This is a genomic window from Streptomyces finlayi, from assembly GCF_014216315.1.
Classification (GTDB): domain Bacteria; phylum Actinomycetota; class Actinomycetes; order Streptomycetales; family Streptomycetaceae; genus Streptomyces; species Streptomyces finlayi_A.
In genome coordinates this window covers 4,341,855-4,366,750 of the sequence record NZ_CP045702.1, presented here as the reverse complement: position 1 = coordinate 4,366,750, position 24,896 = coordinate 4,341,855, and the positions used below count along the sequence as shown (strand labels likewise).

The following is a 24,896-nucleotide window of genomic DNA, read 5'->3' as shown; positions in this document are numbered from 1 at the left end:
AGACAGATACCCCTTTCGCCAGTACGCCGATGGCGAACGTGAGACGTATCGGCCTGCGTGTCGCCCCCTCCCACTAGGGATGTCTTACCCGCAACTACTGACAGTCCATGCGGCGCGACCCGGTTCCCTCAGCTACGGGCGAACATCTTCGCGCTCCCCGACGCGTCCGCACGCCCCGGCGACGGTCACGCCCGGCAATCGATCGCGGACACCGCGTAACTCCGGAGGTGCTTCGACGGTTCATCGGGCATGGCCCTCACCGTTCCGCCTCCCCGCTCGTCGCCCGACATCGACGACTGGGCGCTGTGGTACGAGCGGGAACTCGGCTGGGCGACCGCGGGCGCGCCGGTGTGCCTGCTGACCGGGCTGCGTTTCGACGTGCTGGAGCTGCCCGCCGATGCCGGACACGCCGTGCTGCGGAGGCTGGGGCGCACGGGTCCGGTGGCACTGGCCGGGCAGCGCATGGCGCTGCTGGTGGCCGCGGGAGGCGCCGATGAGCTGCCGGAGTTGCTCGACTGGCTGGAGTGGGGCGGAATCACTCTGGACCTGACCGCCGTCGGTACCGGCGGGCGGATCACCGCCCCGGCACCGCCCGGCTGTGCGGTCGGCTCGCCGGGGGCCGCACTGTGGCTGCGGCCCCCCGAGCCGAGGCAGGAGGTCGGGCCGGTACTGCCGGCCCTCGTCGGCTTCGGGAACAGGTGTGGGGATGTTCCCGATCTCGCACGGCTGGTGGACGTGGCCGCGACGGAATGCCACCGGGCGCGGCTGACGCGAGCCCGGACCGGGCTGCTGACCAAGAGGTCGACAGCTCAGCCGTTGGCCTTCTCGTAAGCCTCGCGGATCTCCGCGGGAACGCGGCCACGGTCATTCACGTTGTGGCCGTTCTCGCGCGCCCACTTGCGGATCTCGGCGGTGTCCTTGTTGCCACCGGTGACGGCGCGGCCCTTGCCACGGCCCGTCGCGGCGCGGCCACCGGTACGACGGCCACCCTTGGTGTACGGCTCAAGAAGACCACGGAGCTTGTCCGCGTTGGTCGTGGTGAGGTCGATCTCGTACGTCTTGCCGTCAAGTGCGAACGTCACTGTCTCGTCCGCCTCGCCACCGTCGAGGTCATCGACAAGAAGGACCTGAACCTTCTGTGCCACTGGATTTCCTTTCATCGAAAATGTAGTACGCGGAAAGGAAACCGCTTTTCCCCGGAAAACACAAACCCCTGGGAGAGGTCCGGGAGTGCAAGAACGCGGGAAACGTGCGCGATTCGGACATAGACCTACGGCTGCTTCTGCCGGTCACAGGTGCAGAAGCATCCGGCTGTTGCCCAAGGTGTTCGGCTTCACTCGTTCGAGACCCAGGAACTCCGCGACACCCTCGTCATAGGAACGGAGCAGCTCACTGTAGACATCTGTGTCGACCGGCGTCTCTCCGATCTCGACGAAGCCGTGCTTGGCGAAGAAGTCCACTTCGAAGGTGAGACAGAAAACCCGGCGGACCCCCAGCCAGCGCGCGGTCTGCAAGAGCTTGTCCAGCACTTGATGCCCCACTCCGGCACCCTTGGTGCTGTGATCGACGGCGAGAGTGCGCACTTCGGCGAGGTCTTCCCACATCACGTGGAGTGCGCCGCAGCCGATGACCCGGGCGTCCGCGTCCCGTTCGGCGACCCAGAACTCCTGGATGTCCTCGTAAAGCGTGACCGTCGCTTTGTCGAGCAGGATGCCTTCGGAGACGTACCCGTCAAGGAGACCGCGCACCGACGTCATGTCGGTCGTCCTGGCACGGCGGACGGTGATCGCCGGCCTATTTACCGACGGGTCGGTATGAAACTCGGTATCCGGCTGGGTTTGCGACGGCTCTGAGGACATGCCCAGACGCTATCGCCCGGTCTCCGGCTCCGTGTCATCGGCCGGGGTCGTCTCACCGGCCGGACTTGCGGGCGCTTCGGGGAAGGTGGGCAGAACCATGCGCATGGCGTCCTGCAGAGCTTCGCGCTGTTCGGCCGACATCATGCCGAAGAACGCGACCAGCGCGGCAGCCGGGTTGTCACTGCGGGACCAGGCTTCGTTCATCAGTGCGGCCGAGTAGGCGGCTCGGGTGGAGACCGCCGTATATCGATATGCGCGGCCGTCGACTTCCCTGCGCACCCAGCCCTTCTGATGGAGATTGTCCATTACCGTCATGACCGTCGTGTACGCGATGGACCGTTCCTGCTGAAGGTCCTCGAGAACTTCCCGGACGGTGACCGGACGGTTCCATTGCCAGACCCGTGTCATCACGGCGTCTTCCAGCTCTCCCAATTGGCGAGGCACAGCGTCACCTTAGTGCTAGATGTCTGGAATGAGCGGTTATTTGCACAACGAAAAGGGCGTACAGCTCGTCACTCACGAGTCGTACGCCCTTCTCGGGTCGGGTGGGGCGCGGTCAGGCGCCTCCGGCCCGTGGTGTCTGCTGGACCGACTCCGCGCGGGCGAGCGCGGCGTCCACGGCCGCGTCTTCCTTGTTCTTGTTCGGACCGCCCTGACTCTTGACGATCGTCACGACGAGGCCGATGAAGAAGGCGGCCATCACCACGGGGGGCAGAAGCGCGGATACGTAGTCCATACCGTCCAGAGTAGCGAGCCCGGTGCGGCCGGAGTCCGCGCCCTCCCGGGGAGGGCGCGGCGGACCGGTCCGGGCCCGGCCGACGGGCTATCAGCCCGCGGCGCGCTCCTCGGACGGGGTGACGGGGCGGCGGCGGGGCGGGAAGACCTCGGACGGTTTCGGCATGGGTCGCTCCCCGGGGGCGGGCGGGCGGGCCGGCACCGGCGGGGCCTTCGGGCGGTCGGGGCGGTCGGGCTCCTTCGCGAGGGCGAGGCCGCCGGTCAGGGCCGTCAGGCGGCTGCGCGGGGCCGGGGCCGTCACGGATACGGCGCGTCCGGCGAGGCGGGCGCGGACGGAACGTTCGGCGAGTACCTGGCAGCGGTCCAGGAGGGCCGCCGCGAGGGGTTTCCCGCGCAGGGCGCGCAGGGCGGCCAGATCGTCGGGGCGCGGGTCGTATCCGGCGGCCAGGGCGTCCTGGAGGAGCTCCAGATAACCGGAGACGGAACCGGGGAGGGCTTCGCGGTAGCGGGCGAGGTCGGCGAGGAGGAAGGCGCGCAGCCTGCCCGCCTCACCGACCGCCTCGTCCACGGCCTCCGCGAGCCGCAGGCAGTCCTGGACATCCTCTTCGGGCAGGGGCGTGGGGTGCAGGGCGATGGCGAGGACGCGTCGGAGCACACGCAGCTCGTCCGCGCTGAACGCCATGCCGCCGCGTGATCCGTAGGGCGTGGGCATGGCGCGACAATACGTGTTAAACGGACAAAATCCTCTTAACTGGCCGTGGCGGCGCGGCGTGTCCCGCCGTGCCGCCCCGGACATTCCCGCAGGTGCGGGCGCGTTCCTCAGAGCCGCGTGACGTTGCGCTCGTACACGAGACGCAGACCGATGAGCGTCAGCCAGGGCTCGTGCTCGTCGATGACCGTGGCGTCCTGCAACACCATCGGAGCAAGGCCACCCGTCGCGATGACGGTGACGTCGTCCGGGTCGGCCGCCAGCTCCTTCCTCATCCGCGTCACGACGCCGTCGATCTGGCCCGCGAAGCCGTAGACGATGCCGGACTGCATGGCTTCGACCGTGTTCTTGCCGATCACGCTGCGCGGCCTGGCCAGCTCGATCTTGCGGAGCTGGGCGCCCTTGACCCCCAGCGCCTCCACCGAGATCTCGATACCGGGTGCGATCACGCCGCCCGTGTACTCGCCGCGTGCGGAGATCGCGTCGAAGGTGGTGGCCGTACCGAGGTCCACGACGATCGCCGGACCGCCGTAGAGCTCGACCGCGGCGACCGCGTTGATGATGCGGTCCGCGCCGACCTCCTTCGGGTTGTCCATCAGGACCGGCACACCGGTCTTGACGCCCGGTTCCACGAGGATCGCGGGGACGTCACCGTAGTAGCGGCGGGTGACCTCACGGAGCTCGTGCAGGACGGCGGGGACGGTCGAGCAGATCGCGATGCCCTCGATGCCGTCACCGAGCTCCACGCCGAGCAGCGGATGCATGCCCATGAGGCCCTGGAGCAGCACGGCGAGCTCGTCGGCCGTGCGCCGGGAATCGGTCGAGATCCGCCAGTGCTCGACGATCTCCTCGCCGTCGAACAGGCCGAGAACCGTGTGCGAGTTGCCGACGTCGATGGTGAGCAGCATCAGACGCCGGCCCCGTCGGTTTCGCGGAAGTCCAGGCCGATGTCGAGGATCGGCGAGGAGTGGGTGAGCGCCCCGACGGCCAGGTAGTCGACGCCCGCCTCCGCGTAGGCGCGGGCCGAAGCGAGCGAGAGCCGGCCGGAGGACTCCAGCACGGCGCGGCCGGCGACCAGGGCGACGGCCTCCTGGGTCTGCTCAGGCGTGAAGTTGTCCAGCAGGATCAGGTCGACGCCCGCGTCGAGGACCTCGCGGACCTGCTCCAGGGTGTCGACCTCGACCTCGATCGGTACGTCCGGGAACGCGGCCCTGACGCGCTTGAACGCCTCCGCGACGCCGCCCGCCGCGACCACGTGGTTGTCCTTGACGAGCGCCGCGTCCGAGAGCGACATGCGGTGGTTCACCCCGCCGCCGCAGCGCACCGCGTACTTCTCCAGCGCGCGCAGTCCGGGGGTCGTCTTGCGGGTGTCGCGGACCCTGGCCTTCGTGCCGTCGAGCACATCGGCCCAGGCGCGTGTGGCGGTCGCGATGCCCGAGAGCCTGCAGAGCAGGTTGAGGGCGCTGCGCTCGCCGGTGAGAAGGTCGCGGGTGCGCGTGGTGACCGTCAGCAGCTTCTGGCCCGCGACGACGCGGTCGCCGTCCTCGACGTGCCGCTCGACCTCGAACTCGTCCGTACAGACGATCGAGAGCACCGCTTCCGCGATGTGGATGCCCGCGACGACGCCCTCCTCGCGCGCGGTGAAGTCACCGGTCGCCACGGCGTCCTCGGGGACCGTCGCCACGGTCGTGACGTCCACGCCGCCGTCGAGGTCCTCCTCGATCGCGACGTGGGCGACGTCCTCGACCTGGACGGGGTCCAGGCCCGCCTCGGCGAGCAGCTTGGCGAGGGCGGGATCGAGGCCGCACTCCAGACCGTCGGGGTCGTAACCGTCACCACAGCCGCAGCCGTCGCCGCAGCCGTCCGTGGCGGGAGCGGGCGCGCCGATATGGATCAGCGGTACGTCCACGGGTGTGGGGCGCGGATTCTCTTCGGGCGTGCTCACGGTCGCGGCTCCTCGGGGGCGTCGGCGGGGTGGTTCGTGGTGCTCGGGCAGTCTGGTGTCTCGGTGGCGCGTACGGGCGGGAACGCGGCGGTCTCCGTACGGCTGACGACCAGCCGCCGGTCGGGTGCGATCCGTACGACGAGGTGGCGGCGCCAGTGCTCGTCGTCCCGGTCGGGCCGGTCCTCGCGCCAGTGGCAGCCGCGGGTCTCCTCGCGCTCACGGGCCGCGGCGACCAGGACCCGCGAGACCAGCAGGAGGTTGGTGGCCTCCCAGGCGTCCACGCCGGGCACCGCCACCTTGGGTTCGGCCGCGCCCGCCTCGTCGGCGGCCGTGCGCTGGAGGGCTTCCAGCTCCTCGGCCGCGGTGGCGAGACTGGCCGCGGAACGGATGACTCCGGCGCCCTTCGTCATGATCCGCTGGATCTCGGTCCGGGACTCGGCGACCAGGAGCGGCGAGGTGCTGCCACCGACGGGCTCCACCGCCTCGGTCCGCTCCGGCCGGTCCCGCACGATGTCCGCCGCGATGCGCTCCGCGAAGACCAGCCCCTCCAGGAGGGAGTTGGAGGCCAGCCGGTTCGCGCCGTGCACGCCCGTACAGGCGACCTCGCCGCAGGCGTACAGACCGGGGACCGTCGTACGGCCGGTGAGGTCGGTACGGATGCCGCCCGAGGCGTAGTGCGCGGCCGGGGCGACCGGGATGGGCTCGGTGACCGGGTCGATGCCGTGGGCCCGGCAGGCGGCCAGGATCGTGGGGAAGCGGTGCTCCCACATCTCGGCGCCGAAGTGCCGGGCGTCCAGATACATGTGCTCGGTGCCGTGCCGGTGCATCTGGCGGGTGATGGCCTTGGCGACGATGTCGCGCGGGGCCAGCTCCGCCAGCTCGTGCTGCCCGAGCATGAAGCGGGTGCCGGACGCGTCCACGAGATGGGCGCCCTCGCCCCGTACCGCTTCCGATACGAGGGGCTGCTGGCCCTCCGAGTCGGCGCCGAGGAACAGGACCGTCGGGTGGAACTGGACGAACTCCAGGTCGGAGACCTCCGCCCCGGCCCGCAGTGCCAGGGCCACACCGTCGCCGGTGGAGACCGACGGGTTGGTGGTGGCGGAGAAGACCTGGCCCATGCCGCCGGTGGCGAGAACGACCGCGGGGGCGCGGACCGCGCCCACTCCGTCGTGCTGGCCCTCCCCCATGACGTGCAGGGTGACGCCCGCCGTACGGCCTTCGGCGTCGGTGAGGAGGTCGAGCACCAGGGCGTTCTCGACGGTGCGCAGGGCCGCCGAACGCACCGCCTCGACGAGGGCGCGGGAGATCTCCGCGCCCGTGGCGTCGCCTCCGGCGTGCGCGATGCGGCGGCGGTGGTGACCGCCCTCGCGGGTCAGGGCGATGTCGCCGCTCGTCGTCTTGTCGAAGAGCGCGCCCGTCTCGATCAGCCGGCGTACGGCGTCGGGTCCCTCGGTGACCAGGGCCCGTACCGCTGTCTCGTCGCACAGGTCCGCGCCGGCCACGAGGGTGTCGGCCAGGTGCTGTTCGGGGGTGTCTCCCTCACCGAGTGCCGCCGCGATGCCGCCCTGTGCCCAGCGGGTGGAGCCGTCGTCGAGCCGCGCCTTGGTGACGACGACGGTGGCGAGGCCCGCGGCGGCGCAGCGCAGTGCGGTGGTGAGACCGGCCACGCCTGAGCCGACCACGACGACGTCCGCGTCGATGGCCCAGCCGGGGGCGGGGGCGGTCAGCCGTATTCCGGTCACGTGAGGGCTCCGAAGGTCAGCGGGATGTTGTCGATCAGGCGGGTGGCGCCCACGCGTGCCGCCACGGCGAGGATCGCCTCGCCGTGCTCGCGGTCGTCGGGGATCTCGGTGAAGTCCGCCGGGTCGACGAGCGCGAGGTAGTCCACGGCGAGCGGCGGCTGCTCCTTGGACGCGTCCTCCAAGACCAGACGGGCCGCGGCACGGACCGCGGCGGGGCCGCCGCTCGGCCGGGCCAGGGTCACCGCCTGGGTGTCGGCGGCCGCGCGGGACTCACCGAGCGCGGCGAGCCCGGCGACCCGGCTCGCGTTGGCCGTGGTGGCCGTCGCGCGCTCGTGCAGCGCCTGCTGGGCGGCCAGCCGGTCCCGGGCGGCGAACAGTGACCGGGGCAGTGCGAGCGCGGTGCGGCGCTCCTCGGCGGAGAGGAAGCGGTTGCGGCTGGAGAGCGCCAGGCCGTCGGGGTCGCGGACGGTGGCCACGCCCGTGATCTCGACGCCGAAGTTCAGGTCGCGCACCATACGGCGGATGAGCGCCAGCTGCTGGGCGTCCTTCTGCCCGTAGAGCGCCTCGTCGGGGCGGGTGAGATGGAGCAGCTTGGCGACGACGGTGAGCATGCCGTCGAAGTGCCCGGGGCGTGCGGCGCCTTCGAGGCGCTCGCCCATGGGGCCGGCCGTGATGCGGACCTGGGGTTCGCCCCCGGGGTAGACCTCGTCGACGGAAGGCGCGAAGACCGCGTCGGCGCCCGCCGCGGCGGCGACCACGAGGTCGGCGTGGAGGGTGCGCGGGTAGCGGTCGAGGTCGGCCGCCTCGCCGAACTGGAGCGGGTTCACGAAGACGGTGACCACGACCTGGCCGGCCGGTCCCGCGGCGGACCGCGCCGTACGGATCAGGGTGGCGTGGCCTTCGTGGAGCGCGCCCATCGTCATGACGACGACGCGCCGTGCCCCGGCCGGGCGGCGCAGGGCGTCGAGCTCGGCCGCGGTGTGCAGGAGGGAGGGGGTGGTGCCCCTCGTCCCGGAGTCCTGGGCGTTCATCGGGCCTCCCCCGGTCCTGTGCCCTCGGTTCCGCCGGGCGGAGCCGTACGTCCGCCGTCGGCCAGGACGCCGAGCAGGTCCTCCGCGAGCTCCGCCTTGAGCATCCCGTGCGCCAGGGCCCGGTCGGCGGTGGCGCGGGCCATGGCGACGTATCCGGCCACCGTCTCGGGGGCGTGGGCGCGCAGCTCGCCGATGTGCGCCGCGACCGTGCCCGCGTCGCCTCGGGCGACGGGTCCGGTCAGTGCCGCGTCGCCGGAGCGCAGGGCGTTGTCGAGGGCCGCCCCGAGGAGCGGGCCGAGCATCCGGTCGGGGGCGGAGACGCCGGCCTTGCCCAGGAGCTCCATGGCCTGCGCGACGAGCGTGACCAGGTGGTTCGCACCGAGGGCGAGCGCCGCGTGGTACAGCGGACGGGACTCTTCCGCGATCCATTCGGGTTCACCGCCCATCTCGATGACCAGCGCCTCGGCGGCGAGCCTGAGCTCCACGGGGGCGCTGACGCCGAAGGAGCAGCCCGCGAGCCGCTGGACGTCGACGGAGCTGCCGGAGAACGTCATCGCCGGGTGCAGGGCGAGGGGCAGCGCCCCGGCCCGCCTGGCGGGGTCGAGCACCTTGGCCCCGTACCGCCCGGACGTGTGGACGATCAGCTGTCCCGGCCGTACGGCACCGGTTTCGGCCAGCCCCTCGACCAGGCCGGGCAGTGCGTCGTCGGGGACGGTCAGCAGCACCAGGTCCGCGCGCGCCAGCACCTCGGCGGGCGTCACCAGGGGTACGTCGGGGAGCAGCGCGGCCGCCCGGCGCACGGATGCGTCGGAGACGCCCGATACGGCCACCGGGCGGTGCCCGGCGAGCTGGAGCGAGGCGGCGAGGGCGGGGCCGACCCGGCCCGCGCCGACGACGCCGACCGTGAGGCGGGCCGGGCGGTCCCTCGCGTCGAGGGGGTCCTGCGAAGTTGTCGTGTTCACGCGGCGATGGCCTTCCGTTCCAGTCCGCGGGGGGTACCGGACGATTTCTCTGCATGCTACGCCAGCGTTTCGCGCCACCTGACGGTCGTCCACAGCCTGTGGGTAACTTTGCGGCTCCGGCGAAATCCGGTCCGGCGATGTCGGTCGCCCGGGTACTGATCGTCCCATGGCGGACACCGATGGGCAGAAGGAGCACTCGCGGCCGCCGGGCGACGGGCCGCGTGGTGGTCGCCTGCGCGGCTGCGTACGGGGGCGGCTCTGCACGCCCCGGGCTGGCGCCCGGTGATCCACTACCCGGTGCACCGGCCCGACCTGCCGCCCCCCGCCTCCGTAGAGCTGCTCCAGCTCCGGATGGAGGCCCTGGCGCATCCGATGCGGATGCGTCTGTGCCGCAACCTCGCCCGCTCCCCGTACTCCACCGGCGAACTCGCCGACTCGCACGGGATCACGGCCCCCGAGGTGTCCCGCCACCTCTCGGCACTGAAGAGGGCCGGTCTCCTCACCACCCGGCGGCGCGGCCGGTACGTCCTGCACCAGCTGGACCTGACCGCGGTGAGCCGGCTCGGCAGCGACTTCCTGGAGGGGGTCCTGCGCTGAGACGGCGCGTACTCAGCCCGCCCCGCCGCCGGCCCGGACCAGGCCCGTCTCGTACGCGAGGACGACGACCTGCACCCGGTCGCGCAGGTTCAGCTTCGTCAGGATGCGGCCGACATGCGTCTTCACGGTCGCCTCGGACAGCACGAGCCGCGCGGCGATCTCACCGTTCGACAGGCCCTGCGCGACCAGCATCATCACTTCGCGTTCCCGCCCGGTGAGCTTCTCGACGTGCTTGTGCTTGGGGTCCTTGCCGCTGGTGGGCAGACTCGATGAGAAACGGTCCAGCAGCCGGCGCGTGGTGGACGGCGCGACGACCGCGTCGCCACTGTGCACGGCACGGATCGCGGCCAGCAGTTCGCCGGGCGGCACGTCCTTCAGCATGAAGCCGCTGGCCCCCGCCTTCAGCCCGGAGAAGGCGTACTCGTCCAGGTCGAACGTGGTCAGGATGAGCACCTTGGGCGGATCGGTCTGCGCACAGATGCGCCGGGTCGCCTCGACGCCGTCCAGCCTCGGCATGCGCACGTCCATCAGCACGACGTCCACCGCGGTGGCGCGCAGCACCTCGATCGCCTCGGCGCCGTCACCGGCCTCGGCGACGACCTCCATGTCCGGCTGGGCGGCGAGCACCATCCGGAATCCGGTGCGCAACAGCACCTGGTCGTCGACGAGCATCACGCGGATCGCCATGAGGTGTCCTGTTCTCCTGGTCAGTGGGGTGGTCGGGCTTCCTACGGGTCAGGGGCGGTGCCTAATGGCCGGGCTTCAGCGGCAGCAGGGCGCTGATCCGGAATCCGCCGCCGGGACGCGGTCCGGCGTCCAGCGTGCCGCCGACCATGCCGACCCGTTCCCTCATACCGATCATGCCGTGACCGGCTCCGTCGGCGCCGCCGTCCTCGTACAACTCGTGCGCGGCGCCCCGGCCGTCGTCCTCGACGAGGAGCCCCAGGCCGTCGTCGAAGTAGACCAGCCGCACGCTGGCACCGGCGTCCGGACCACCGTGCTTGCGGGTGTTGGTGAGGGCTTCCTGCACGATGCGGTACGCGGTCAGTTCCACCCCGGTGGGCAGGGGGCGCGGCGTGCCCTCGATCTTGAAGTCCACCGCCAGACCGGTCTGCCTGACCTGGTCGATCAGGTCCTCGATCTGCCCGACGTCGGGCTGCGGTACGTACTCCCCGCTCTCCGGAGCGTCGCCGGTGCGCAGCACGCCGAGCAGCCTGCGCATCTCGGCGAGTGCCTGCCGGCCGGTGCTCGAAATCGTCTCCAGCGCCTGCCGCGCCTGCTCCGGTGCCGCGTCCATGACGTAGGCGGCGCCGTCGGCCTGCACCACCATCACGGAGACGTTGTGGGCGACGACGTCGTGCAGTTCGCGGGCGATCCGGGCACGTTCGGCGGCGACCGCGACCTTCGACTGCGCCTCTCGCTCCCGTTCCAGCCGGGCCGCGCGCTCCTCCAGCTGGTCGAAGTAGGCCCGGCGGGTCCGCATCGAGTCGCCGAGCACCCAGGCGAGTACGAACGGCACCGTCATGACGACCACGACGAAGACGGCCTGCGCCCAGTGCTCCTGCCGGCCCTCCGGCCAGCGAAGGTGCGAGAGGCCGGCCGCGACGAGGCTGCACGCCAGGGCGAGCCGGGACGCCCAGCGTTCCCCCACGGTGGCCACGGTGTACGTGATCACCAGCAGGGCGAAGTCCGCGATGCCCGGCCTGACATCCAGCGCCAGCTGCACGAGGCCCATCGCGACGGCGAGCAGCAGCATCTTCTCGGGCGCGCGCCGGCGCAGCGCGACGACCGTGCACAGACCGAGCGTGACCGGCACAGCCAGCACGGCCTCGCGGCCGCTGCCGTACTGCCCGGCCACGATCGACACGCCGGAGAGCCCGAGGAGGAAGACAGCCCAGAAGCTGTCGACGCCCGTCGGGTGTCTGCGGATGAAGTCGTAGAGGCGCTGCACGTAACCCAGCGTAGGGATAGCAGATCGGTGCCCGGGTCAGCCGGAGGGCCGATCCAGGTCCTGGGACCGTACTCCCCAAGGTGGAGACTTGCCTACGTGACGGATGACTGGCGCGGTTGGCGAGAAGCGGCTGAGACCGCTTTGTACGGGGACGAGGGCTTTTACCGGAGGCCGGAAGGGCCCGCGGGGCATTTCCGCACGTCGGTGCATGCCTCGCCGCTGTTCGCCTCCGCGATCGCCCGGCTGCTGGCAGGAACGGCGCGGGAGCTGGACACGGACGAGGTCGCCCTGGTGGATGTGGGCGCGGGGCGGGGCGAGTTGCTGACGGGGGTGCTGGCGGCCGTGCCCGCCGGGCTGGAGGTGCGGGCGTACGCGGTGGAGATCGCCGGGCGTCCGCCGGGCCTTGATCCACGGATCGAGTGGTGCGCCGAGCCTCCGCACGGGGTCACCGGGCTGCTCTTCGCCAACGAGTGGCTGGACAACGTTCCGGTGGACATCGCGGAGGCCGACGCCGACGGGGTGGCGCGCCGGGTCCTCGTACGGGCGGACGGCACGGAACGGCTGGGCGACCCGGTGAGCGGGGCGGACGCGCAGTGGCTGCGGCGCTGGTGGCCGACGGCCGGGCCAGGCGGCCGCGCGGAGATCGGACGGCCGCGCGACGAGGCGTGGGCGCGGGCGGTCGCGTCGCTGGCCGGGGGGCTGGCGGTGGCGGTCGACTACGGGCACGTACGGGAGGCGAGGCCGCCGTTCGGGACGCTGACCGGATTCCGGGCGGGCCGCGAGGTGCGTCCGGTGCCGGACGGCACGTGCGACCTCACGTCCCATGTGGCCCTCGACGCGTGCGCGGAGGCGGGGAGCGCCGTGGCCGGCGTACCGGCCGAGGTCCGTGACCAGCGCGCGGTGCTCCGGGAGCTCGGTGTCAGCGGTGAACGGCCGCCGCTGGCCCTGGCGTCGGCCGACCCCGCCGGGTACGTCCGGGCGCTTTCCGCCTCGGGCGAGGCTGCGGAGCTCACGGCGCGCGGCGGACTGGGCGATTTCGGCTGGCTGCTGCAACGGGTGCACCCCGCGTCCGGCCCGCCCGGCGGCTGAGGGCGTCTTCGAGCCCGTCCGGCGGTCATGGACCGGGGTCCCGGGCGGAGCCTCGGGTACCCGGGGGATACTGTCCGGCATGACGGAGACGACGGTCGGCATCGGCGGCGCGGCAGAGAGCACCGACATGGTGCTCAACATCGGCCCCCAGCATCCCTCGACCCACGGGGTGCTCCGCCTGCGGCTCGTCCTGGACGGTGAGCGCATCCAGCACGCGGAGCCGGTCATCGGCTACATGCACCGGGGCGCCGAGAAGCTCTTCGAGGCGCGCGACTACCGGCAGATCGTGATGCTCGCCAACCGCCACGACTGGCTGTCGGCGTTCTCCAACGAGCTGGGTGTCGTCATGGCCGTCGAGCGCATGCTCGGCATGGAGGTCCCCGAGCGTGCGGTGTGGACGCGGACCCTGCTCGCCGAGCTGAACCGGGTGCTGAACCACCTGATGTTCCTCGGCTCCTACCCCCTCGAACTCGGCGGGATCACCCCGGTGTTCTACGCGTTCCGCGAGCGCGAGGAACTCCAGGCCGTGATGGAGGAGGTCTCCGGCGGCCGGATGCACTACATGTTCAACCGGGTCGGCGGGCTCAAGGAGGACCTTCCCGCGGGGTGGCTCGGCCGCGCCAGGGACGCGATCGCCTCGGTGCGGTCCCGGATGGACGTGTACGACGACCTGGTGCTGGGCAACGAGATCTTCCGGGCCCGTACCCGCGGGGTGGGTGTGCTCTCCGCCGAGGCCGTGCACGCGTACGGGGTGTCCGGGCCGATCGCCCGCGCCTCCGGGGTCGACTTCGACCTGCGGCGCGACGAGCCGTACCTCGCGTACGGCGAGCTCCAGGACACGCTCAAGGTCGTCACCGCCACCGAGGGCGACTGCCTGGCCCGGTTCGAGTGCCTGCTGGGGCAGTCGCACAACGCGCTTGATCTCGCGGACGCCTGCCTGGACCGGATGGCTGGTCTGGCGCCCGGTCCGATCAACCAGCGGCTGCCCAAGGTGCTGAAGGCGCCGGAGGGCCACACCTACGCGTGGACCGAGAACCCGCTCGGCATCAACGGCTACTACCTGGTGTCCAAGGGCGAGAAGACCCCGTACCGGCTGAAGCTCCGCTCCGCCTCGTTCAACAACATCCAGGCCCTGACCGAACTGCTGCCGGGCACGCTGGTCGCCGACATGGTGGCCATCCTGGGATCGCTCTTCTTCGTCGTCGGCGACATCGACAAGTAGGCGCGGGGCCGGCGCCCGAAGCTACGAGGAGACGGCGCTGCGCAGCCCGGCCACGTCCAGCTGCTCGGTCTCGTCGTGTGCGGTGAGGTCGATGACCTTGCCCACGGCCCGGTTCTCCGTGGCACCCGTCCGGTGGTGGGCGAGGGCTTCCTCGCCCACCACGTCGGCCAGGTCCTCGTTCTGTACGGCCTCGATCGCGGCGTTCGCCTTCTGCGTACCGAAGAAGTCGAAGCTGCCCTGCGGGACGAGATGCCGGCGCGCGGCCGCGTACGGAACGATGGCGGAGGCTGCCTGGATCGGACGCGGCGCGGGTACCGGCATCGGCACCGGCGAGAGCTGCGGGGCCGGCAGGGCGGTCGACGGGCGGCGGTGCTGGTGGCCGCCCGCCCCGGCGGCCGCCGCGTGCTTCCCCTTCGGGCCGTCCGCCTCCACGTCCCGGGTCCTGGCCCGCTCGGCGAGGTCACGCCGTCCGGCCCCGTCGGCGGTGCGACGCGCCTCCTGGAGTGCGGCGTTGCGCGTGAGGTCCCGCAGCGCCTGGGAGGCGCGCAGATACGCGGCCGGGGTGGGCGTGGAGCGTGCGGCGGGCAGCTCCCGGGGCGAGGCCGCGGCTTCGAGCGCAAGCTGCCTGCGGCCCTCCAGCGCGGTGGCCCGCTCGGTCTCGGCGTTCGCGTACCGGCGCAGCAGCGCGGCGTGCTCGCCCCGCAGCCCGGCGAGCTCGACCCGCTTGCGGCGCAGCTTCGTCTCCAGCCGGGTACGCAGCTCCCTGGACTCCTCGAGGTCGGACTCCAGTTCGGCTATGCGCTCCTCGGCCTTCCACTCGTCGCCGGCGCGGGCGCGCGTCAGTTCCGCGACGCGCAGTCCCGCGGCCCGGTCCCAGCTGCGCATCAGATACGCGCCGGAGACGGCGGCGGCCGCGGTGGCGGCCACCAGAGCGCGCAGGGCGAGCGGTTCGGCGAGCAGCCAGGCGCCGGCTGCACATACGACCGACACTCCGGCCACCAGGGAAGGCGGCAGGATTCTGTGCAGGGGTGGCGAATGGCGGTGACGTCCACGTGGCATGGCTCGAAATTTACCGTGCGTACGGGTTACTTGGGAGACCGCCCGGCAATCTGTTCCCCGCCGGTTACCTGACGGCCTCCCGAAGGACCGGAATCCTCGCCTCTACTTCTTGAGCAAGCCTTTCGCCAGGAGATACTCCTTGGCCACATCGGCAGGCTTGGCACGCTCGGCGTCGACCTTGCGGTTCAGTTCCGCGAGGTCCTCCGTGGTCAGTACCCCGGTGAGCTTCCCGAGCGCCTCGGCAATGTCCGGCGCGCCCGCGTCCTTGGCATTGAGCACCGGAAGGACGTTGTCGGCGTTCTGGAGCTTCTTGTCGTCCTCCAGGAACACCAGGCCGTAACTGTCCAGTACCGCGTCTGTGGTGGTCGTCAGAACCAGCTGGACCTTGCCGTCCTTGACCGCCTGCTTCGACTGCGGAGTGCCGACGCCCTTCGGGTCGATTCCGGTGACATCGATCCCGTACGTCTTCTTCAGCCCCGGAGCGCAGAACGGCCGGACCTCGCACTCGTCCCCGGCGGCGATCTTCACCTTGATCTTCGACCTGCCGAGGTCCGAAAGGGTCGTGAGCTTGTTCTTCTCGGCGAATTCCTTCGTCACTGCGAAGGCGTTCTGGTCGACGGCCTTGCCCGCCGGGAGCACCTTCAGACCGAGCGGCGTGGCGAGCTTCTCCAGGGCGGCGACCGTGGCGGCGGCGTCCCCGGAGGCCACGGGCTTCTTCGCCGCCTCGCTCGCCCCGTTCACCTTGGCGTTGAGGAATTCCGCGATCGTCGCCGCGTATTCCGGTACGACGTCGATCTCACCCTTCTCCAGGGAGGGTTCGTACAGCTCGCGGTTCTTCACCGTGGTGACGGAGGTGCTGTACCCGGCGCCGGCGAGCACCTGCGCGTAGAGCTCGGCGAGCACCTTGGACTCGGTGAACGAGGCGGCGCCCACGACGAGCGAGCCCTTCCTGGAGTCCGACGCGGTGCCCGGACCGCTCTTCTCCTTCTCCAGGCTGTCGCCGCCGCACGCGGCGAGCGAACCGGCCAGCGCGACCACTCCGACGACCGCACCCGCTATGCGCGAGGTCCTGCTCATGATGTTCTCCGTCCACAGCGAAAAAAGGTGACAGACAGCTGCACCGCGTCAGGCTCTCCGTCGGCGGCGCAGGGGGGACAGCAGCCGGTCCAGCGCCGTCAGCGTCCCCTCGGCCACCAGGGCGAGCCCGGCGACCAGCACCGCGCCCGCGAAGACCTGGGCGGTGTCGTACGTGTTGAATCCGGCGGTGATGATCCGGCCCAGGCCGCCGAGGCCGACCATCGCCGCGATGGAGGCGGTGGCCACCACCTGGACGGCGGCGGAACGGAGCCCGGTCATGATCAGGGGGTAGGCGAGTGGCAGCTCGACCCGGGCGAAGAGCTGCGGGCCGGACATCCCCATGCCTCTGGCCGCCTCGACCACGGCGCGGTCGACCTCCGTGATCCCGACGTAGGCGTTGGTGAGGAGCGGGGGCACGGCGAACAGCACCAGGGCGATGATCGTGGGCCAGTAGCCGGAGTTGCGCAGCGGCGTGAGCATGAAGAGGGCCAGCACCGCGAAGACGGGGACCGCGCGCCCCACGTTGGAGATGTTGACCGCGAGCGCGCCCCCCTTTCCGAGGTGTCCCAGATACAGCGCGACCGGCAGGGCGATCGCGCAGGCCAGCGCGAGCGCGACGCCGCTGACGTACACGTGCTCGGCGAGCCGGTGCGCGGCACCGCTCTCCCCGGACCAGTTGGACCCGGTGGTGAGCCAGGTCCAGGCGTCTCCCACGACTCCCACGGGTCAGCCCGCCTCCACCTTCGCGATGAGGGCTCCCCGGTCCGGTCCGGCCGTCGCGCGTATGCGGGTCCAGGGCGTGAGCAGGCGCTGCACGCCGAGCAGCAGCAGGTCGGCGGCGACCGCGAGGAGTACGCAGAGCACCGAGGCGGTGAGCACCTGGGCCTTGAAGAGGCTCGGCAGCGCGTCCTCGATGAGGTTGCCGAGACCGCCCTTGCCGACGAGCGAGCCGACGGTCGTCAGCGCGACCGTCGACACGGTGGCTATGCGCAGGCCGGCCATCAACGCGGGCAGCGCGAGCGGCAGTTCGACCTCCCACAGCAGCCGGGCCGGGCCGTAGCCCATGCCCTTCGCGGCCTCCTTCGCCTCCGGGGGAACCGCCTCGAGGCCCGCAAGGACGTTCCGTACGAGGATGGTCAGCGAGTAGAGCACCAGGCCGGTGACCACCAGGGCCGCCGACAACCCGAACAGCGGCAGCAGCAGCGAGAACATCGCCAGCGACGGCACGGTGTAGAGCACCGTCGTCAGCCCGAGGACCGGCCCGGCGAAGTGCCGGCCGCGGCGGGCCAGGAGCGCCAGCGGAAAGGCCACGGCCAGTCCGATCAGGACCGAGACAGCCGTGATCCAGATGTGCTCGACGGTCGCGTCGGTCAACTCCTGGCTGCGGGAACGCAGATACTCGCCGCAGATCCAGTCGTTCGCCACGAGGCAGTTCTCACCGGCCACCCGTCCCACCCCCTGATTCGCCTTCGCGCTTCTTGTACCGAACTGATGTCTGGCGACCCTATCCTCGACCACTGACAATCGCCGAGGCCGTTCGCATTCCGGCAACACGGCCTTCACAGAACGCGCGTCACAATGGGGAACCATGATCCGTTTCGAGCACGTCACCAAGCGGTACGCCGACGGCACCACCGCCGTGGACGACCTTTCCTTCGAGGTCGGCGAGGGTGAACTGGTCACGCTCGTCGGACCGTCCGGCTGCGGCAAGACGACCACCATGAAGATGGTGAACCGGCTGATCGAACCGACCGGGGGACGGATACTCCTCGACGGGGACGACATATCCGCCATCGACCCCGTCCGGCTCAGGCGCCGCATCGGCTATGTCATCCAGCAGGTCGGCCTCTTCCCGCACCGGACCGTTCTGGAGAACACCGCCACCGTCCCCCATCTCCTGGGCTGGAAACGCGGAAAGGGGCGTGAGCGGGCGGCCGAACTCCTCGATCTCGTCGGACTCGATCCCTCCGTTTATGGTGACCGTTATCCGGAACAGCTGTCCGGCGGTCAGCGTCAACGCGTCGGCGTGGCACGCGCCTTGGCCGCCGATCCGCCGGTGCTGCTGATGGACGAACCATTCGGCGCGGTCGACCCCGTCGTACGGGAACATCTGCAGAACGAATTCCTGAAACTCCAGGCCCAGGTCCGCAAAACCGTCCTGTTCGTCACCCACGACATCGAGGAAGCCGTCAGGCTCGGTGACCGGATCGCCGTGTACGGGCAGGGTCGCATCGAGCAGTTCGACTCCCCCGCCACCGTCCTCGGCGCACCCGCGACCCCGTACGTCGCGGACTTCGTCGGCGCGGACCGCGGCCTGAAGCGGCTCTCCGTCACCCCCGTCGAGGAGAGCGACCTGGACCAGCCGCCGGTCGTCCACCTCGACGACTCCCTCGCGAAGGCGACGGAACGGCTGCGGGCCGAGGGCGCGCGCTGGGCCGTCGTACTCGACCGGGACGACAATCTGCACGGCTGGATTCCGGCGGCCGACACCGCCACGGCCGCCTCCCAGGGCACCGTGCGCGAGCACGCCCGCCGAATGGAGGCATGGCTCCCCCTGGGCGCGCCGCTCAAGCAGGCGTTCGCCACGATGCTCCAGCACGACGCGGGCTGGATCGCGGTGACCGACAAGGAGGGCACCGGACGCTTCCTCGGCGTCCTCACCCCGGCCCGCCTCCACGAGGCCCTGCGCCGTTCGATCGACGCGGACGCCCAGGACGTACCGCGCGCGACCGTCGCGGTGGAGACCGTGGCGAGCGTGACGACGGCGGCCCCATGACCGCACCAACCCGCTCCCGGCGCGCCCCGGGCCCGCGGGCGGCGCGGCGCGACGGGGCTCCCGGCGGGCCTACGCTGGGCGTATGAGTACGTTGCGCGGACGCGGCACGGTACAGGACCTGCCGGAGTGGGACCGGTGTGCGGTCATGGGAGTCGTCAATGTGACGCCCGACTCCTTCTCCGACGGAGGCCGGTGGTTCGACACCACGGCCGCGATCAAGCACGGCCTCGTGCTGGCCGGCGAGGGCGCCGACCTGATCGACGTCGGCGGTGAGTCGACCCGCCCCGGCGCCAGCAGGGTGGACGAGTCGGAAGAGCTGCGGCGCGTGGTCCCGGTGGTACGGGGTCTGGCCTCCGAGGGGGTCACTGTCTCCGTCGACACCATGCGCGCCCGCGTCGCCGAGCAGGCCGTCGCCGCCGGTGCGGCGCTCGTCAACGACGTGAGCGGCGGCCTCGCCGACCCGGACATGGTCCCGGTCGTCGCCGCGGCGGACGTGCCGTTCGTCGTCATGCACTGGCGCGGCTTCAGCGAGTCCATGAACAGCAGAGCCGTGTACGGCGACGTCGTCGCCGAGGTCGTCGCGGAACTGCGCGCCCGCATGGAAGCCGTGATCGCGGGCGGCGTGTCCCCCGAACGGATCGTGATCGACCCCGGTCTCGGATTCGCCAAGGACGCCTCCCACGACCTCTCGCTCGTCGCCCACCTCGACGAGCTGCACATCCTGGGCCGCCCGCTGCTCGTGGCCGCCTCCCGCAAGCGGTTCCTCGGCCACGTCCTGGCCGGCGAGGGGGCCGCCCCGCCGCCCGCCCGCGAACGCGACGCCGCCACGGCCGCGGTCTCCGCCCTGTCCGCCCAGGCGGGCGCGTGGGCCGTACGGGTGCACGAGGTACGGGCCACCGCGGACGCCGTACGGGTCGCCCGCGCCATCGAGGGAGCGGCGTGAGCGGACGGCACGACGAGCACGCGGAGGCAGCGGCCGACATCGAGGCCGTCGAACAGGCCAACACCGCCTTCTACGAGGCGATGGAGCGCGGTGACTACGACACGCTCACCGGCCTCTGGCTGCCCGGCGAGGACCTCACCGTCTCCTGCGTCCATCCGGGGTGGCCGGTGCTCACCGGACGCGGCGACGTGCTGCGCAGTTATGCGCTGATCATGGCGAACACGGAGTACATCCAGTTCTTCCTGACCGACGTCGGCATCTCCATGACCGGCGACACCGCCCTCGTGACCTGCACCGAGAACATCCTCAGCGGCGGCCCGGCCGAGGAGGGCAACGCGCTCGGGCCGCTCGTCGGCCAGCTCGTCGTCGCCACCAACGTGTTCCGCCGCACACCCGACGGCTGGAAGCTGTGGTCCCACCACGGCTCTCCCGTACTCGCCGAAACCGGTGAGGACGAGGACGAAGAAACCCCCGCCTGAGTGGGTACGCCTTCATGAGGGGTTTGGTCCACGGTCCGGGGGTACAGGCGGCTACCAGCCCTCCGGGGGGCCCTGTCCGGAGCCCCACGGGCGGGCACTGTCGGTGCCCGCAGGTAGATTCGAAAGATGGCACTTCGCCGCCCGCACGCAGCCGGGTGCCCCAAGACCAACGACAGCAGGAGTGATTCGCGTGGATCGTGTCGCGCTGCGCGGCCTCAAGGCCCGTGGGCACCATGGTGTGTTTCCCAGGGAACGGGAAGAGGGCCAGACGTTCATCGTCGACCTGGTGCTCGGTCTGGACACCCGGCCCGCGGCTGCCACCGATGACCTGACGAAGACCGTGCACTACGGCGTGGTCGCGGAGGAGGTCGTCGACGTGGTCAAGGGCGACCCGGTCGATCTGATCGAAACCCTCGCGGAACGTATCGCCCAGCAGTGCCTCAAGCACGAGGGCGTCCAGGAGGTCGAGGTGGTCGTCCACAAACCGGACGCTCCGATCACCGTCCCGTTCGACGACGTGACCATCACCATCACCCGGAGCCGAGCATGACTGCGTTTTCCACCGAGGGGCAGAGCGACCCGACCGTACAGCCCGTTCCCGCCGCCGTGGTCGAACAGGTGGACGCCGCGGACACGACCCTCTCGAACCCGAAGCGGGCCGTGCTCTCCCTGGGCTCCAACCTCGGCAACCGCCTGGAGACCCTCCAGGGCGCCATCGACGCCCTGGAGGACACGCCGGGCCTCCGGGTCAAGGCGGTCTCCCCGGTGTACGAGACGGAGCCCTGGGGCGTCGCTCCCGGCTCCCAGCCCTCGTACTTCAACGCGGTGATCGTCGTGAAGACGACGCTGCCCCCGTCCTCCCTGCTGGAGCGCGGTCAGGCCATCGAGGAGGCCTTCGACCGGGTCCGCGAGGAACGCTGGGGTCCGCGCACCATCGACGTCGACATCGTCGCGTACGCCGATGTGGTCTCCGACGACCCGCAGCTCACCCTGCCCCACCCCCGCGCCCGTGAGCGCGCCTTCGTGCTCGCCCCCTGGCACGACGTGGATCCCGACGCCCAGCTGCCGGGCGCAGGTGCGGTCGCCGACCTGCTGACCGGAATCGGCGACGCGGGCGTACTCCCCCGGGCCGACCTGGAACTCCGTCTGCCCGAGTAGTCGTTAGGCTCGACGGACGCGCTGGCGATCCGGCACAGGTAATCCAGCACAGGTAATCCACAGGCGATCCGGCACGGACGGTCCAAGGACACCCGGCGGCGAAGGGCGGCTCTCTCGGTGAAGCAACTACGGCTCGGGGTACTGGCCGGACTCTTCGCCGCCGCCGGCGTGCTGTCCTGGGGCGCGGCCCGGCTCTGGGACTCCCTGGGGACCCTGCCGAGCGTCCCTCTCGCGGCCCCGGTGGTCCTGGCGGCGATCGCCGTGATCCTGCTCGCGACGGCGCTCTCGATCCGTACGCGGCTGCGAGCCCAGCGGGAGCGGCGGCCCGGCGCCAAGGGCGTCGAGCCGCTGATGGCGGCCCGCGCGGTCGTTTTCGGCCAGGCCAGTGCCCTCGTCACCGCTCTGGTCGCCGGAATGTACGGCGGCGCGGGTGTCTTCCTGCTCGGCTCGCTGGACATCCCGCCCCGCCGCGAGCAGGCGATCTACGCCGGCTTCGCGGTCCTGGCGGGCATCGCGGTCATCGCCGCCGCCCTGTTCCTGGAGCGCGTCTGCAAGCTCCCGGACGACAAGAACGACGGCAACGGCGACCGGAGCGCGGCGTCCGCGTAGGGCGCTGTGCCCGGGATTGCCCCACCGGGTCGTCCGATCGCCGCTTCGCCCTCCATCACCGCTTCACCCTTCATCGCCGGGCGGGCTCGGGAAGCCGAGCCCGTCCGGCGATCGAGGTCAGCGGGCCATGATGAGGCTCATGGCCTCGGCGCGCGTCGCGGGGTCGCGGAGCTGGCCGCGGACCGCCGAGGTGATCGTCTTCGCCCCCGGCTTGCGGATTCCCCGCATCGACATGCACATGTGCTCGCACTCGATCACGACGATGACCCCCCGTGGCTCCAGGATCTCCATCAGCGACTCGGCGATCTGCGTGGTCAGCCGCTCCTGGACCTGCGGGCGGCGCGCGTAGACGTCGACCAGCCGGGCCAGTTTCGAGAGACCGGTGATCTTGCCGGAGGTCGCCGGGATGTAGCCGACGTGCGCGACCCCCCTGAAGGGCACCAGGTGGTGCTCACACGTGCTGAACACCTCGATGTCCTTCACCAGCACCATCTCGTCGTGCCCGAGGTCGAACGTCGTAGTCAGGACGTCCTCGGGCACCTGGTACAGCCCGGCGAATATCTCCTTGTACGCACGCGCCACCCGCCCCGGCGTCTCCCGCAGACCCTCGCGGTCCGGGTCCTCCCCGACCGCGATGAGCAGTTCCCGTACGGCGGCCTCGGCCCGCTTCTCGTCGAACTCGCCGAGCGTGCCCTCGCCGTCCAGCGTCACCGGGTCGGTCATCTGTCCTCGTTCCTCGTGCTGTCGCGTGCGCGTACTCGCGCACACCTCGCAGGCATACGGAAAAGCCGCGCCCCCACAGGCTAAAACCTGGGGGGCGCGGCATCCATTCCGGGCCTGGTGAGGCGCCCGTGACGGGGGCCACACCGGGTGTCGGTACGGGTCTAGCTCTCCGGGCGCTCTTCCGGAATCGACTCCGTCGCCGGGGCGATGTCCTTCGGGGCGATCTCCGCCGGGGCGGCCGAACCATTGGCGGTGGTGATGCCGTTGGTGAGGGCCAGCTCCTTGGGAGAGAGGACCGGCGGCCGCGTCGACGGCGTGCGCCGCGAGGAGCCGGTCCAGGCCGGGCGGGCCGGACGCTTGACGATCGGAGCGAAGATCTCGGCGATCTGCTCCTTGCCGAGCGTTTCCTTCTCGAGGAGTTCGAGGACCAGGGCGTCGAGAATGTCGCGGTTCTCGACGAGGATCTCCCACGCCTCGTTGTGCGCGGTCTCGATGAGCTTCTTGACTTCTTCGTCGACCAGCGCGGCGACCTCTTCCGAGTAGTCGCGCTGGTGGCCCATCTCCCGGCCCACGAACGGCTCGGTGTTGTCTCCACCGAACTTGATCGCGCCGAGCCGCTCCGTCATTCCGTACTGCGTGACCATCGCGCGGGCCGTGGCACTGGCCTTCTCGATGTCGTTCGCAGCGCCGGTGGTCGGGTCGTGGAAGACCAGCTCCTCGGCCGCGCGCCCGCCCAGCATGTACGCGAGCTGGTCGAGCATCTCGTTGCGGGTCGTGGAGTACTTGTCCTCTTCCGGGAGCACCATCGTGTAACCGAGGGCGCGGCCGCGGGAGAGGATCGTGATCTTGTGGACCGGGTCCGACTGGGGAGAAGCCGCCGCGACCAGGGCGTGGCCGCCCTCGTGGTACGCGGTGATCTTCTTTTCCTTCTCGGACATGATCCGGGTCCGCTTCTGCGGTCCCGCCACGACGCGGTCGATGGCCTCGTCGAGCATGGCGTTGTCGATCTGCGTCTGGTTGCCGCGCGCCGTGAGGAGCGCCGCTTCGTTCAGCACGTTCGCCAGGTCGGCGCCGGTGAAGCCGGGCGTGCGGCGGGCGACGGCGTTGAGATCGACGTCCTTCGTCACCGGCTTGCCCTTGGCGTGCACCTTCAGGATTTCGAGACGGCCCAGCATGTCCGGACGGTCGACCGCGATCTGCCGGTCGAAACGTCCCGGGCGCAGCAGCGCCGGGTCGAGGATGTCGGGCCGGTTCGTGGCGGCGATCAGGATGACGCCGCCCTTCACGTCGAAGCCGTCCATCTCGACGAGCAGCTGGTTGAGGGTCTGCTCGCGCTCGTCGTGACCGCCGCCCATACCGGCACCGCGGTGCCGGCCGACAGCGTCGATCTCGTCGACGAAGACGATCGCCGGGGCGTTCGCCTTGGCCTGCTCGAAGAGGTCACGCACTCGGGAGGCACCGACACCGACGAACATCTCGACGAAGTCGGAACCGGAGATCGAGTAGAACGGGACGCCCGCCTCGCCGGCGACCGCTCGGGCCAGCAGCGTCTTGCCCGTACCGGGAGGCCCGTACAGCAGGACACCCTTGGGGATCTTGGCGCCGACGGCCTGGAACTTCGCCGGCTCCTGGAGGAACTCCTTGATCTCGTGGAGTTCCTCGACAGCCTCGTCCGAACCCGCCACGTCGGCGAACGTCGTCTTCGGCGTGTCCTTGGTGATCAGCTTCGCCTTGGACTTGCCGAACTGCATGACCTTGGAACCGCCACCCTGCATCTGATTCATCAGAAACAGGAAGACGACCACGATCAGAACGAAGGGCAGCAGCGAGAGGAGGATCGAGACGAACGGTGACTGCTTCGACGGCGAGACCGTGTAGCCCTTCTCGATCTCACCGCTCTCGAACTTCTGCTGCAGGGTGTCCGCCAGCTCGACGCCCTGGTTGCCGATGTAGCTCGCCTGGAACTTGCTGCCGGACTCGCCTTCGAGCTTCTGGCCGTCCTTCAGCTCAATCTTGAGAATCTGCTCGTCACCAGTGGTGAGCTTGGCCTGCTCAACCTGGTTCTTACTGATCGCCTGGATCACTTCGCCGGTGTCTACCGTCTTGTAGCCGCCCGACGAGCCGACGACCTGCATCAACACGACCACGGCGAGGACGGCCAGCACGATCCACATGACCGGCCCACGGAAGTATCGCTTCACGTCCATCCATACGGAGCGAAGTCGCCCCG

The 24,896-nt window shown here is 70.8% G+C and carries 27 protein-coding genes and 1 pseudogene; 10 read left to right on the top strand and 18 right to left on the bottom strand.

The genetic code is table 11. The annotated features are described in order from the left end of the window. Nucleotides 1–249: 249 nt before the first annotated feature. Nucleotides 250–831, top strand: a complete 582-nt coding sequence (locus tag F0344_RS20270) for an SCO3374 family protein (RefSeq protein ID WP_185300124.1) — start codon at nt 250–252, stop codon at nt 829–831. Here F0344_RS20270 and F0344_RS20265 read toward each other — a convergent pair. From F0344_RS20265 to F0344_RS20220, 10 genes are all read right to left on the bottom strand, one after another. Continuing rightward, nucleotides 810–1,145: a histone-like nucleoid-structuring protein Lsr2 gene (locus F0344_RS20265; protein WP_173313782.1), complete on the bottom strand. Its 336-nt coding sequence runs from the start codon at nt 1,143–1,145 to the stop codon at nt 810–812. The two genes, F0344_RS20270 and F0344_RS20265, sit on opposite strands and share 22 nt — an antisense overlap. A 144-nt stretch (nt 1,146–1,289) precedes the next feature. Further along, the gene (locus F0344_RS20260; protein ID WP_258050021.1) at nt 1,290–1,859 is read right to left on the bottom strand and encodes an amino-acid N-acetyltransferase; all 570 of its coding nucleotides are present in this window, start codon (nt 1,857–1,859) and stop codon (nt 1,290–1,292) included. Between the two features lie 9 nt (nt 1,860–1,868). Next, nucleotides 1,869–2,303, bottom strand: a complete 435-nt coding sequence (locus tag F0344_RS20255; protein WP_185300123.1) for a BlaI/MecI/CopY family transcriptional regulator — start codon at nt 2,301–2,303, stop codon at nt 1,869–1,871. Between the two features lie 112 nt (nt 2,304–2,415). Further along, nucleotides 2,416–2,595 (bottom strand): hypothetical protein, encoded by a 180-nt coding sequence (locus F0344_RS20250; protein ID WP_185300122.1) that lies wholly within the window; start codon nt 2,593–2,595, stop codon nt 2,416–2,418. 90 nt (nt 2,596–2,685) lie between these two features. After that, the gene (locus F0344_RS20245; protein ID WP_185302787.1) at nt 2,686–3,276 is read right to left on the bottom strand and encodes a hypothetical protein; all 591 of its coding nucleotides are present in this window, start codon (nt 3,274–3,276) and stop codon (nt 2,686–2,688) included. A 137-nt stretch (nt 3,277–3,413) separates the two neighbouring features. Continuing rightward, complete coding sequence (locus F0344_RS20240) at nt 3,414–4,211, bottom strand: type III pantothenate kinase (RefSeq protein ID WP_185300121.1); 798 nt, start codon at nt 4,209–4,211, stop codon at nt 3,414–3,416. Further along, nucleotides 4,211–5,248 (bottom strand): carboxylating nicotinate-nucleotide diphosphorylase, encoded by a 1,038-nt coding sequence (gene nadC / locus F0344_RS20235; RefSeq protein ID WP_185300120.1) that lies wholly within the window; start codon nt 5,246–5,248, stop codon nt 4,211–4,213. The genes F0344_RS20240 and nadC overlap by 1 nt, the downstream gene beginning before the upstream one ends. After that, nucleotides 5,245–6,990: an L-aspartate oxidase gene (locus F0344_RS20230; protein ID WP_185300119.1), complete on the bottom strand. Its 1,746-nt coding sequence runs from the start codon at nt 6,988–6,990 to the stop codon at nt 5,245–5,247. The genes nadC and F0344_RS20230 overlap by 4 nt, the downstream gene beginning before the upstream one ends. Next, nucleotides 6,987–8,021, bottom strand: coding sequence for a pantoate--beta-alanine ligase (gene panC, locus F0344_RS20225; RefSeq protein WP_185300118.1), 1,035 nt, complete (start codon nt 8,019–8,021; stop codon nt 6,987–6,989). Before panC ends, F0344_RS20230 begins: the two co-directional genes overlap by 4 nt. Further along, nucleotides 8,018–8,983 (bottom strand): Rossmann-like and DUF2520 domain-containing protein, encoded by a 966-nt coding sequence (locus tag F0344_RS20220; RefSeq protein WP_185300117.1) that lies wholly within the window; start codon nt 8,981–8,983, stop codon nt 8,018–8,020. Before F0344_RS20220 ends, panC begins: the two co-directional genes overlap by 4 nt. Nucleotides 8,984–9,241: 258 nt before the next feature. On the opposite strand from F0344_RS20220, the pseudogene F0344_RS20215 reads away from it, so the two are divergent. Then, nucleotides 9,242–9,580, top strand: a pseudogene (locus tag F0344_RS20215) (metalloregulator ArsR/SmtB family transcription factor); the annotation flags it as partial. Between the two features lie 12 nt (nt 9,581–9,592). Here the strand turns inward: F0344_RS20215 and F0344_RS20210 are convergent. After that, a complete protein-coding gene (locus F0344_RS20210; protein ID WP_185300116.1) occupies nt 9,593–10,267 on the bottom strand; it encodes a response regulator transcription factor in 675 nt (224 codons plus the stop codon). Nucleotides 10,268–10,328: 61 nt separating this feature from the next. Continuing rightward, nucleotides 10,329–11,531 carry a sensor histidine kinase gene (locus F0344_RS20205; protein ID WP_185300115.1) on the bottom strand — a complete coding sequence of 401 codons (1,203 nt, stop codon included), beginning with the start codon at nt 11,529–11,531 and terminating at the stop codon, nt 10,329–10,331. Between the two features lie 96 nt (nt 11,532–11,627). Between F0344_RS20205 and F0344_RS20200 the strand changes: the two genes are divergently transcribed. Then, nucleotides 11,628–12,620 carry an SAM-dependent methyltransferase gene (locus F0344_RS20200; RefSeq protein ID WP_185300114.1) on the top strand — a complete coding sequence of 331 codons (993 nt, stop codon included), beginning with the start codon at nt 11,628–11,630 and terminating at the stop codon, nt 12,618–12,620. 79 nt (nt 12,621–12,699) lie between these two features. Further along, complete coding sequence (locus F0344_RS20195) at nt 12,700–13,842, top strand: NADH-quinone oxidoreductase subunit D (protein ID WP_185300113.1); 1,143 nt, start codon at nt 12,700–12,702, stop codon at nt 13,840–13,842. 21 nt (nt 13,843–13,863) lie between these two features. Here F0344_RS20195 and F0344_RS20190 read toward each other — a convergent pair whose 3' ends face one another. The 4 genes from F0344_RS20190 to F0344_RS20175 form a co-directional block, all read right to left on the bottom strand. Beyond that, on the bottom strand, nt 13,864–14,901 hold the full coding sequence (locus F0344_RS20190) for a hypothetical protein (RefSeq protein WP_185300112.1): 1,038 nt from the start codon (nt 14,899–14,901) through the stop codon (nt 13,864–13,866). 102 nt (nt 14,902–15,003) lie between these two features. Next, nucleotides 15,004–15,978 carry an ABC transporter substrate-binding protein gene (locus tag F0344_RS20185; RefSeq protein WP_185300111.1) on the bottom strand — a complete coding sequence of 325 codons (975 nt, stop codon included), beginning with the start codon at nt 15,976–15,978 and terminating at the stop codon, nt 15,004–15,006. Nucleotides 15,979–16,026: 48 nt separating this feature from the next. After that, nucleotides 16,027–16,701, bottom strand: a complete 675-nt coding sequence (locus F0344_RS20180) for an ABC transporter permease (protein WP_185300110.1) — start codon at nt 16,699–16,701, stop codon at nt 16,027–16,029. 3 nt (nt 16,702–16,704) lie between these two features. Beyond that, nucleotides 16,705–17,424: an ABC transporter permease gene (locus F0344_RS20175; protein ID WP_185300109.1), complete on the bottom strand. Its 720-nt coding sequence runs from the start codon at nt 17,422–17,424 to the stop codon at nt 16,705–16,707. 142 nt (nt 17,425–17,566) lie between these two features. On the opposite strand from F0344_RS20175, the gene F0344_RS20170 reads away from it, so the two are divergent. The 6 genes from F0344_RS20170 (at nt 17,567) to F0344_RS20145 (ending at nt 21,943) form a co-directional block, all read left to right on the top strand. Further along, the gene (locus tag F0344_RS20170; protein ID WP_185300108.1) at nt 17,567–18,754 is read left to right on the top strand and encodes a betaine/proline/choline family ABC transporter ATP-binding protein; all 1,188 of its coding nucleotides are present in this window, start codon (nt 17,567–17,569) and stop codon (nt 18,752–18,754) included. A gap of 82 nt (nt 18,755–18,836) precedes the next feature. Next, nucleotides 18,837–19,697, top strand: a complete 861-nt coding sequence (gene folP, locus F0344_RS20165) for a dihydropteroate synthase (protein ID WP_445585675.1) — start codon at nt 18,837–18,839, stop codon at nt 19,695–19,697. Beyond that, nucleotides 19,694–20,176 (top strand): nuclear transport factor 2 family protein, encoded by a 483-nt coding sequence (locus F0344_RS20160; protein WP_185300107.1) that lies wholly within the window; start codon nt 19,694–19,696, stop codon nt 20,174–20,176. Before folP ends, F0344_RS20160 begins: the two co-directional genes overlap by 4 nt. Before the next feature lie 190 nt (nt 20,177–20,366). Then, nucleotides 20,367–20,726 carry a dihydroneopterin aldolase gene (gene folB / locus F0344_RS20155; RefSeq protein WP_185300106.1) on the top strand — a complete coding sequence of 120 codons (360 nt, stop codon included), beginning with the start codon at nt 20,367–20,369 and terminating at the stop codon, nt 20,724–20,726. Further along, nucleotides 20,723–21,334, top strand: coding sequence for a 2-amino-4-hydroxy-6-hydroxymethyldihydropteridine diphosphokinase (folK, locus tag F0344_RS20150; protein WP_185300105.1), 612 nt, complete (start codon nt 20,723–20,725; stop codon nt 21,332–21,334). The genes folB and folK overlap by 4 nt, the downstream gene beginning before the upstream one ends. A 117-nt stretch (nt 21,335–21,451) precedes the next feature. After that, entirely contained in the window at nt 21,452–21,943 is a 492-nt protein-coding gene (locus F0344_RS20145; RefSeq protein WP_185300104.1) for a DUF3180 domain-containing protein, read from the top strand. 117 nt (nt 21,944–22,060) lie between these two features. Here the strand turns inward: F0344_RS20145 and folE are convergent, their stop codons facing one another. Beyond that, the gene (folE, locus tag F0344_RS20140; protein WP_185300103.1) at nt 22,061–22,666 is read right to left on the bottom strand and encodes a GTP cyclohydrolase I FolE; all 606 of its coding nucleotides are present in this window, start codon (nt 22,664–22,666) and stop codon (nt 22,061–22,063) included. Nucleotides 22,667–22,827: 161 nt separating this feature from the next. Beyond that, the gene (gene ftsH / locus F0344_RS20135; RefSeq protein WP_185300102.1) at nt 22,828–24,873 is read right to left on the bottom strand and encodes an ATP-dependent zinc metalloprotease FtsH; all 2,046 of its coding nucleotides are present in this window, start codon (nt 24,871–24,873) and stop codon (nt 22,828–22,830) included. Nucleotides 24,874–24,896: the final 23 nt, after the last annotated feature.

Coding starts and splice junctions, on each gene's coding strand:
- F0344_RS20270 (WP_185300124.1), top strand. CDS start 250: ATGGCCCTCACCGTTCCGCCTCCCCGCTCGTCGCCCGACATCGACGAC.
- F0344_RS20260 (WP_258050021.1), bottom strand. CDS start 1,859: ATGTCCTCAGAGCCGTCGCAAACCCAGCCGGATACCGAGTTTCATACC.
- F0344_RS20250 (WP_185300122.1), bottom strand. CDS start 2,595: ATGGACTACGTATCCGCGCTTCTGCCCCCCGTGGTGATGGCCGCCTTC.
- F0344_RS20245 (WP_185302787.1), bottom strand. CDS start 3,276: ATGGCGTTCAGCGCGGACGAGCTGCGTGTGCTCCGACGCGTCCTCGCC.
- F0344_RS20240 (WP_185300121.1), bottom strand. CDS start 4,211: ATGCTGCTCACCATCGACGTCGGCAACTCGCACACGGTTCTCGGCCTG.
- panC (WP_185300118.1), bottom strand. CDS start 8,021: ATGAACGCCCAGGACTCCGGGACGAGGGGCACCACCCCCTCCCTCCTG.
- F0344_RS20210 (WP_185300116.1), bottom strand. CDS start 10,267: ATGGCGATCCGCGTGATGCTCGTCGACGACCAGGTGCTGTTGCGCACC.
- F0344_RS20195 (WP_185300113.1), top strand. CDS start 12,700: ATGACGGAGACGACGGTCGGCATCGGCGGCGCGGCAGAGAGCACCGAC.
- F0344_RS20190 (WP_185300112.1), bottom strand. CDS start 14,901: ATGCCACGTGGACGTCACCGCCATTCGCCACCCCTGCACAGAATCCTG.
- F0344_RS20185 (WP_185300111.1), bottom strand. CDS start 15,978: ATGAGCAGGACCTCGCGCATAGCGGGTGCGGTCGTCGGAGTGGTCGCG.
- F0344_RS20170 (WP_185300108.1), top strand. CDS start 17,567: ATGATCCGTTTCGAGCACGTCACCAAGCGGTACGCCGACGGCACCACC.
- folP (WP_445585675.1), top strand. CDS start 18,837: ATGAGTACGTTGCGCGGACGCGGCACGGTACAGGACCTGCCGGAGTGG.
- folK (WP_185300105.1), top strand. CDS start 20,723: ATGACTGCGTTTTCCACCGAGGGGCAGAGCGACCCGACCGTACAGCCC.
- folE (WP_185300103.1), bottom strand. CDS start 22,666: ATGACCGACCCGGTGACGCTGGACGGCGAGGGCACGCTCGGCGAGTTC.
- ftsH (WP_185300102.1), bottom strand. CDS start 24,873: ATGGACGTGAAGCGATACTTCCGTGGGCCGGTCATGTGGATCGTGCTG.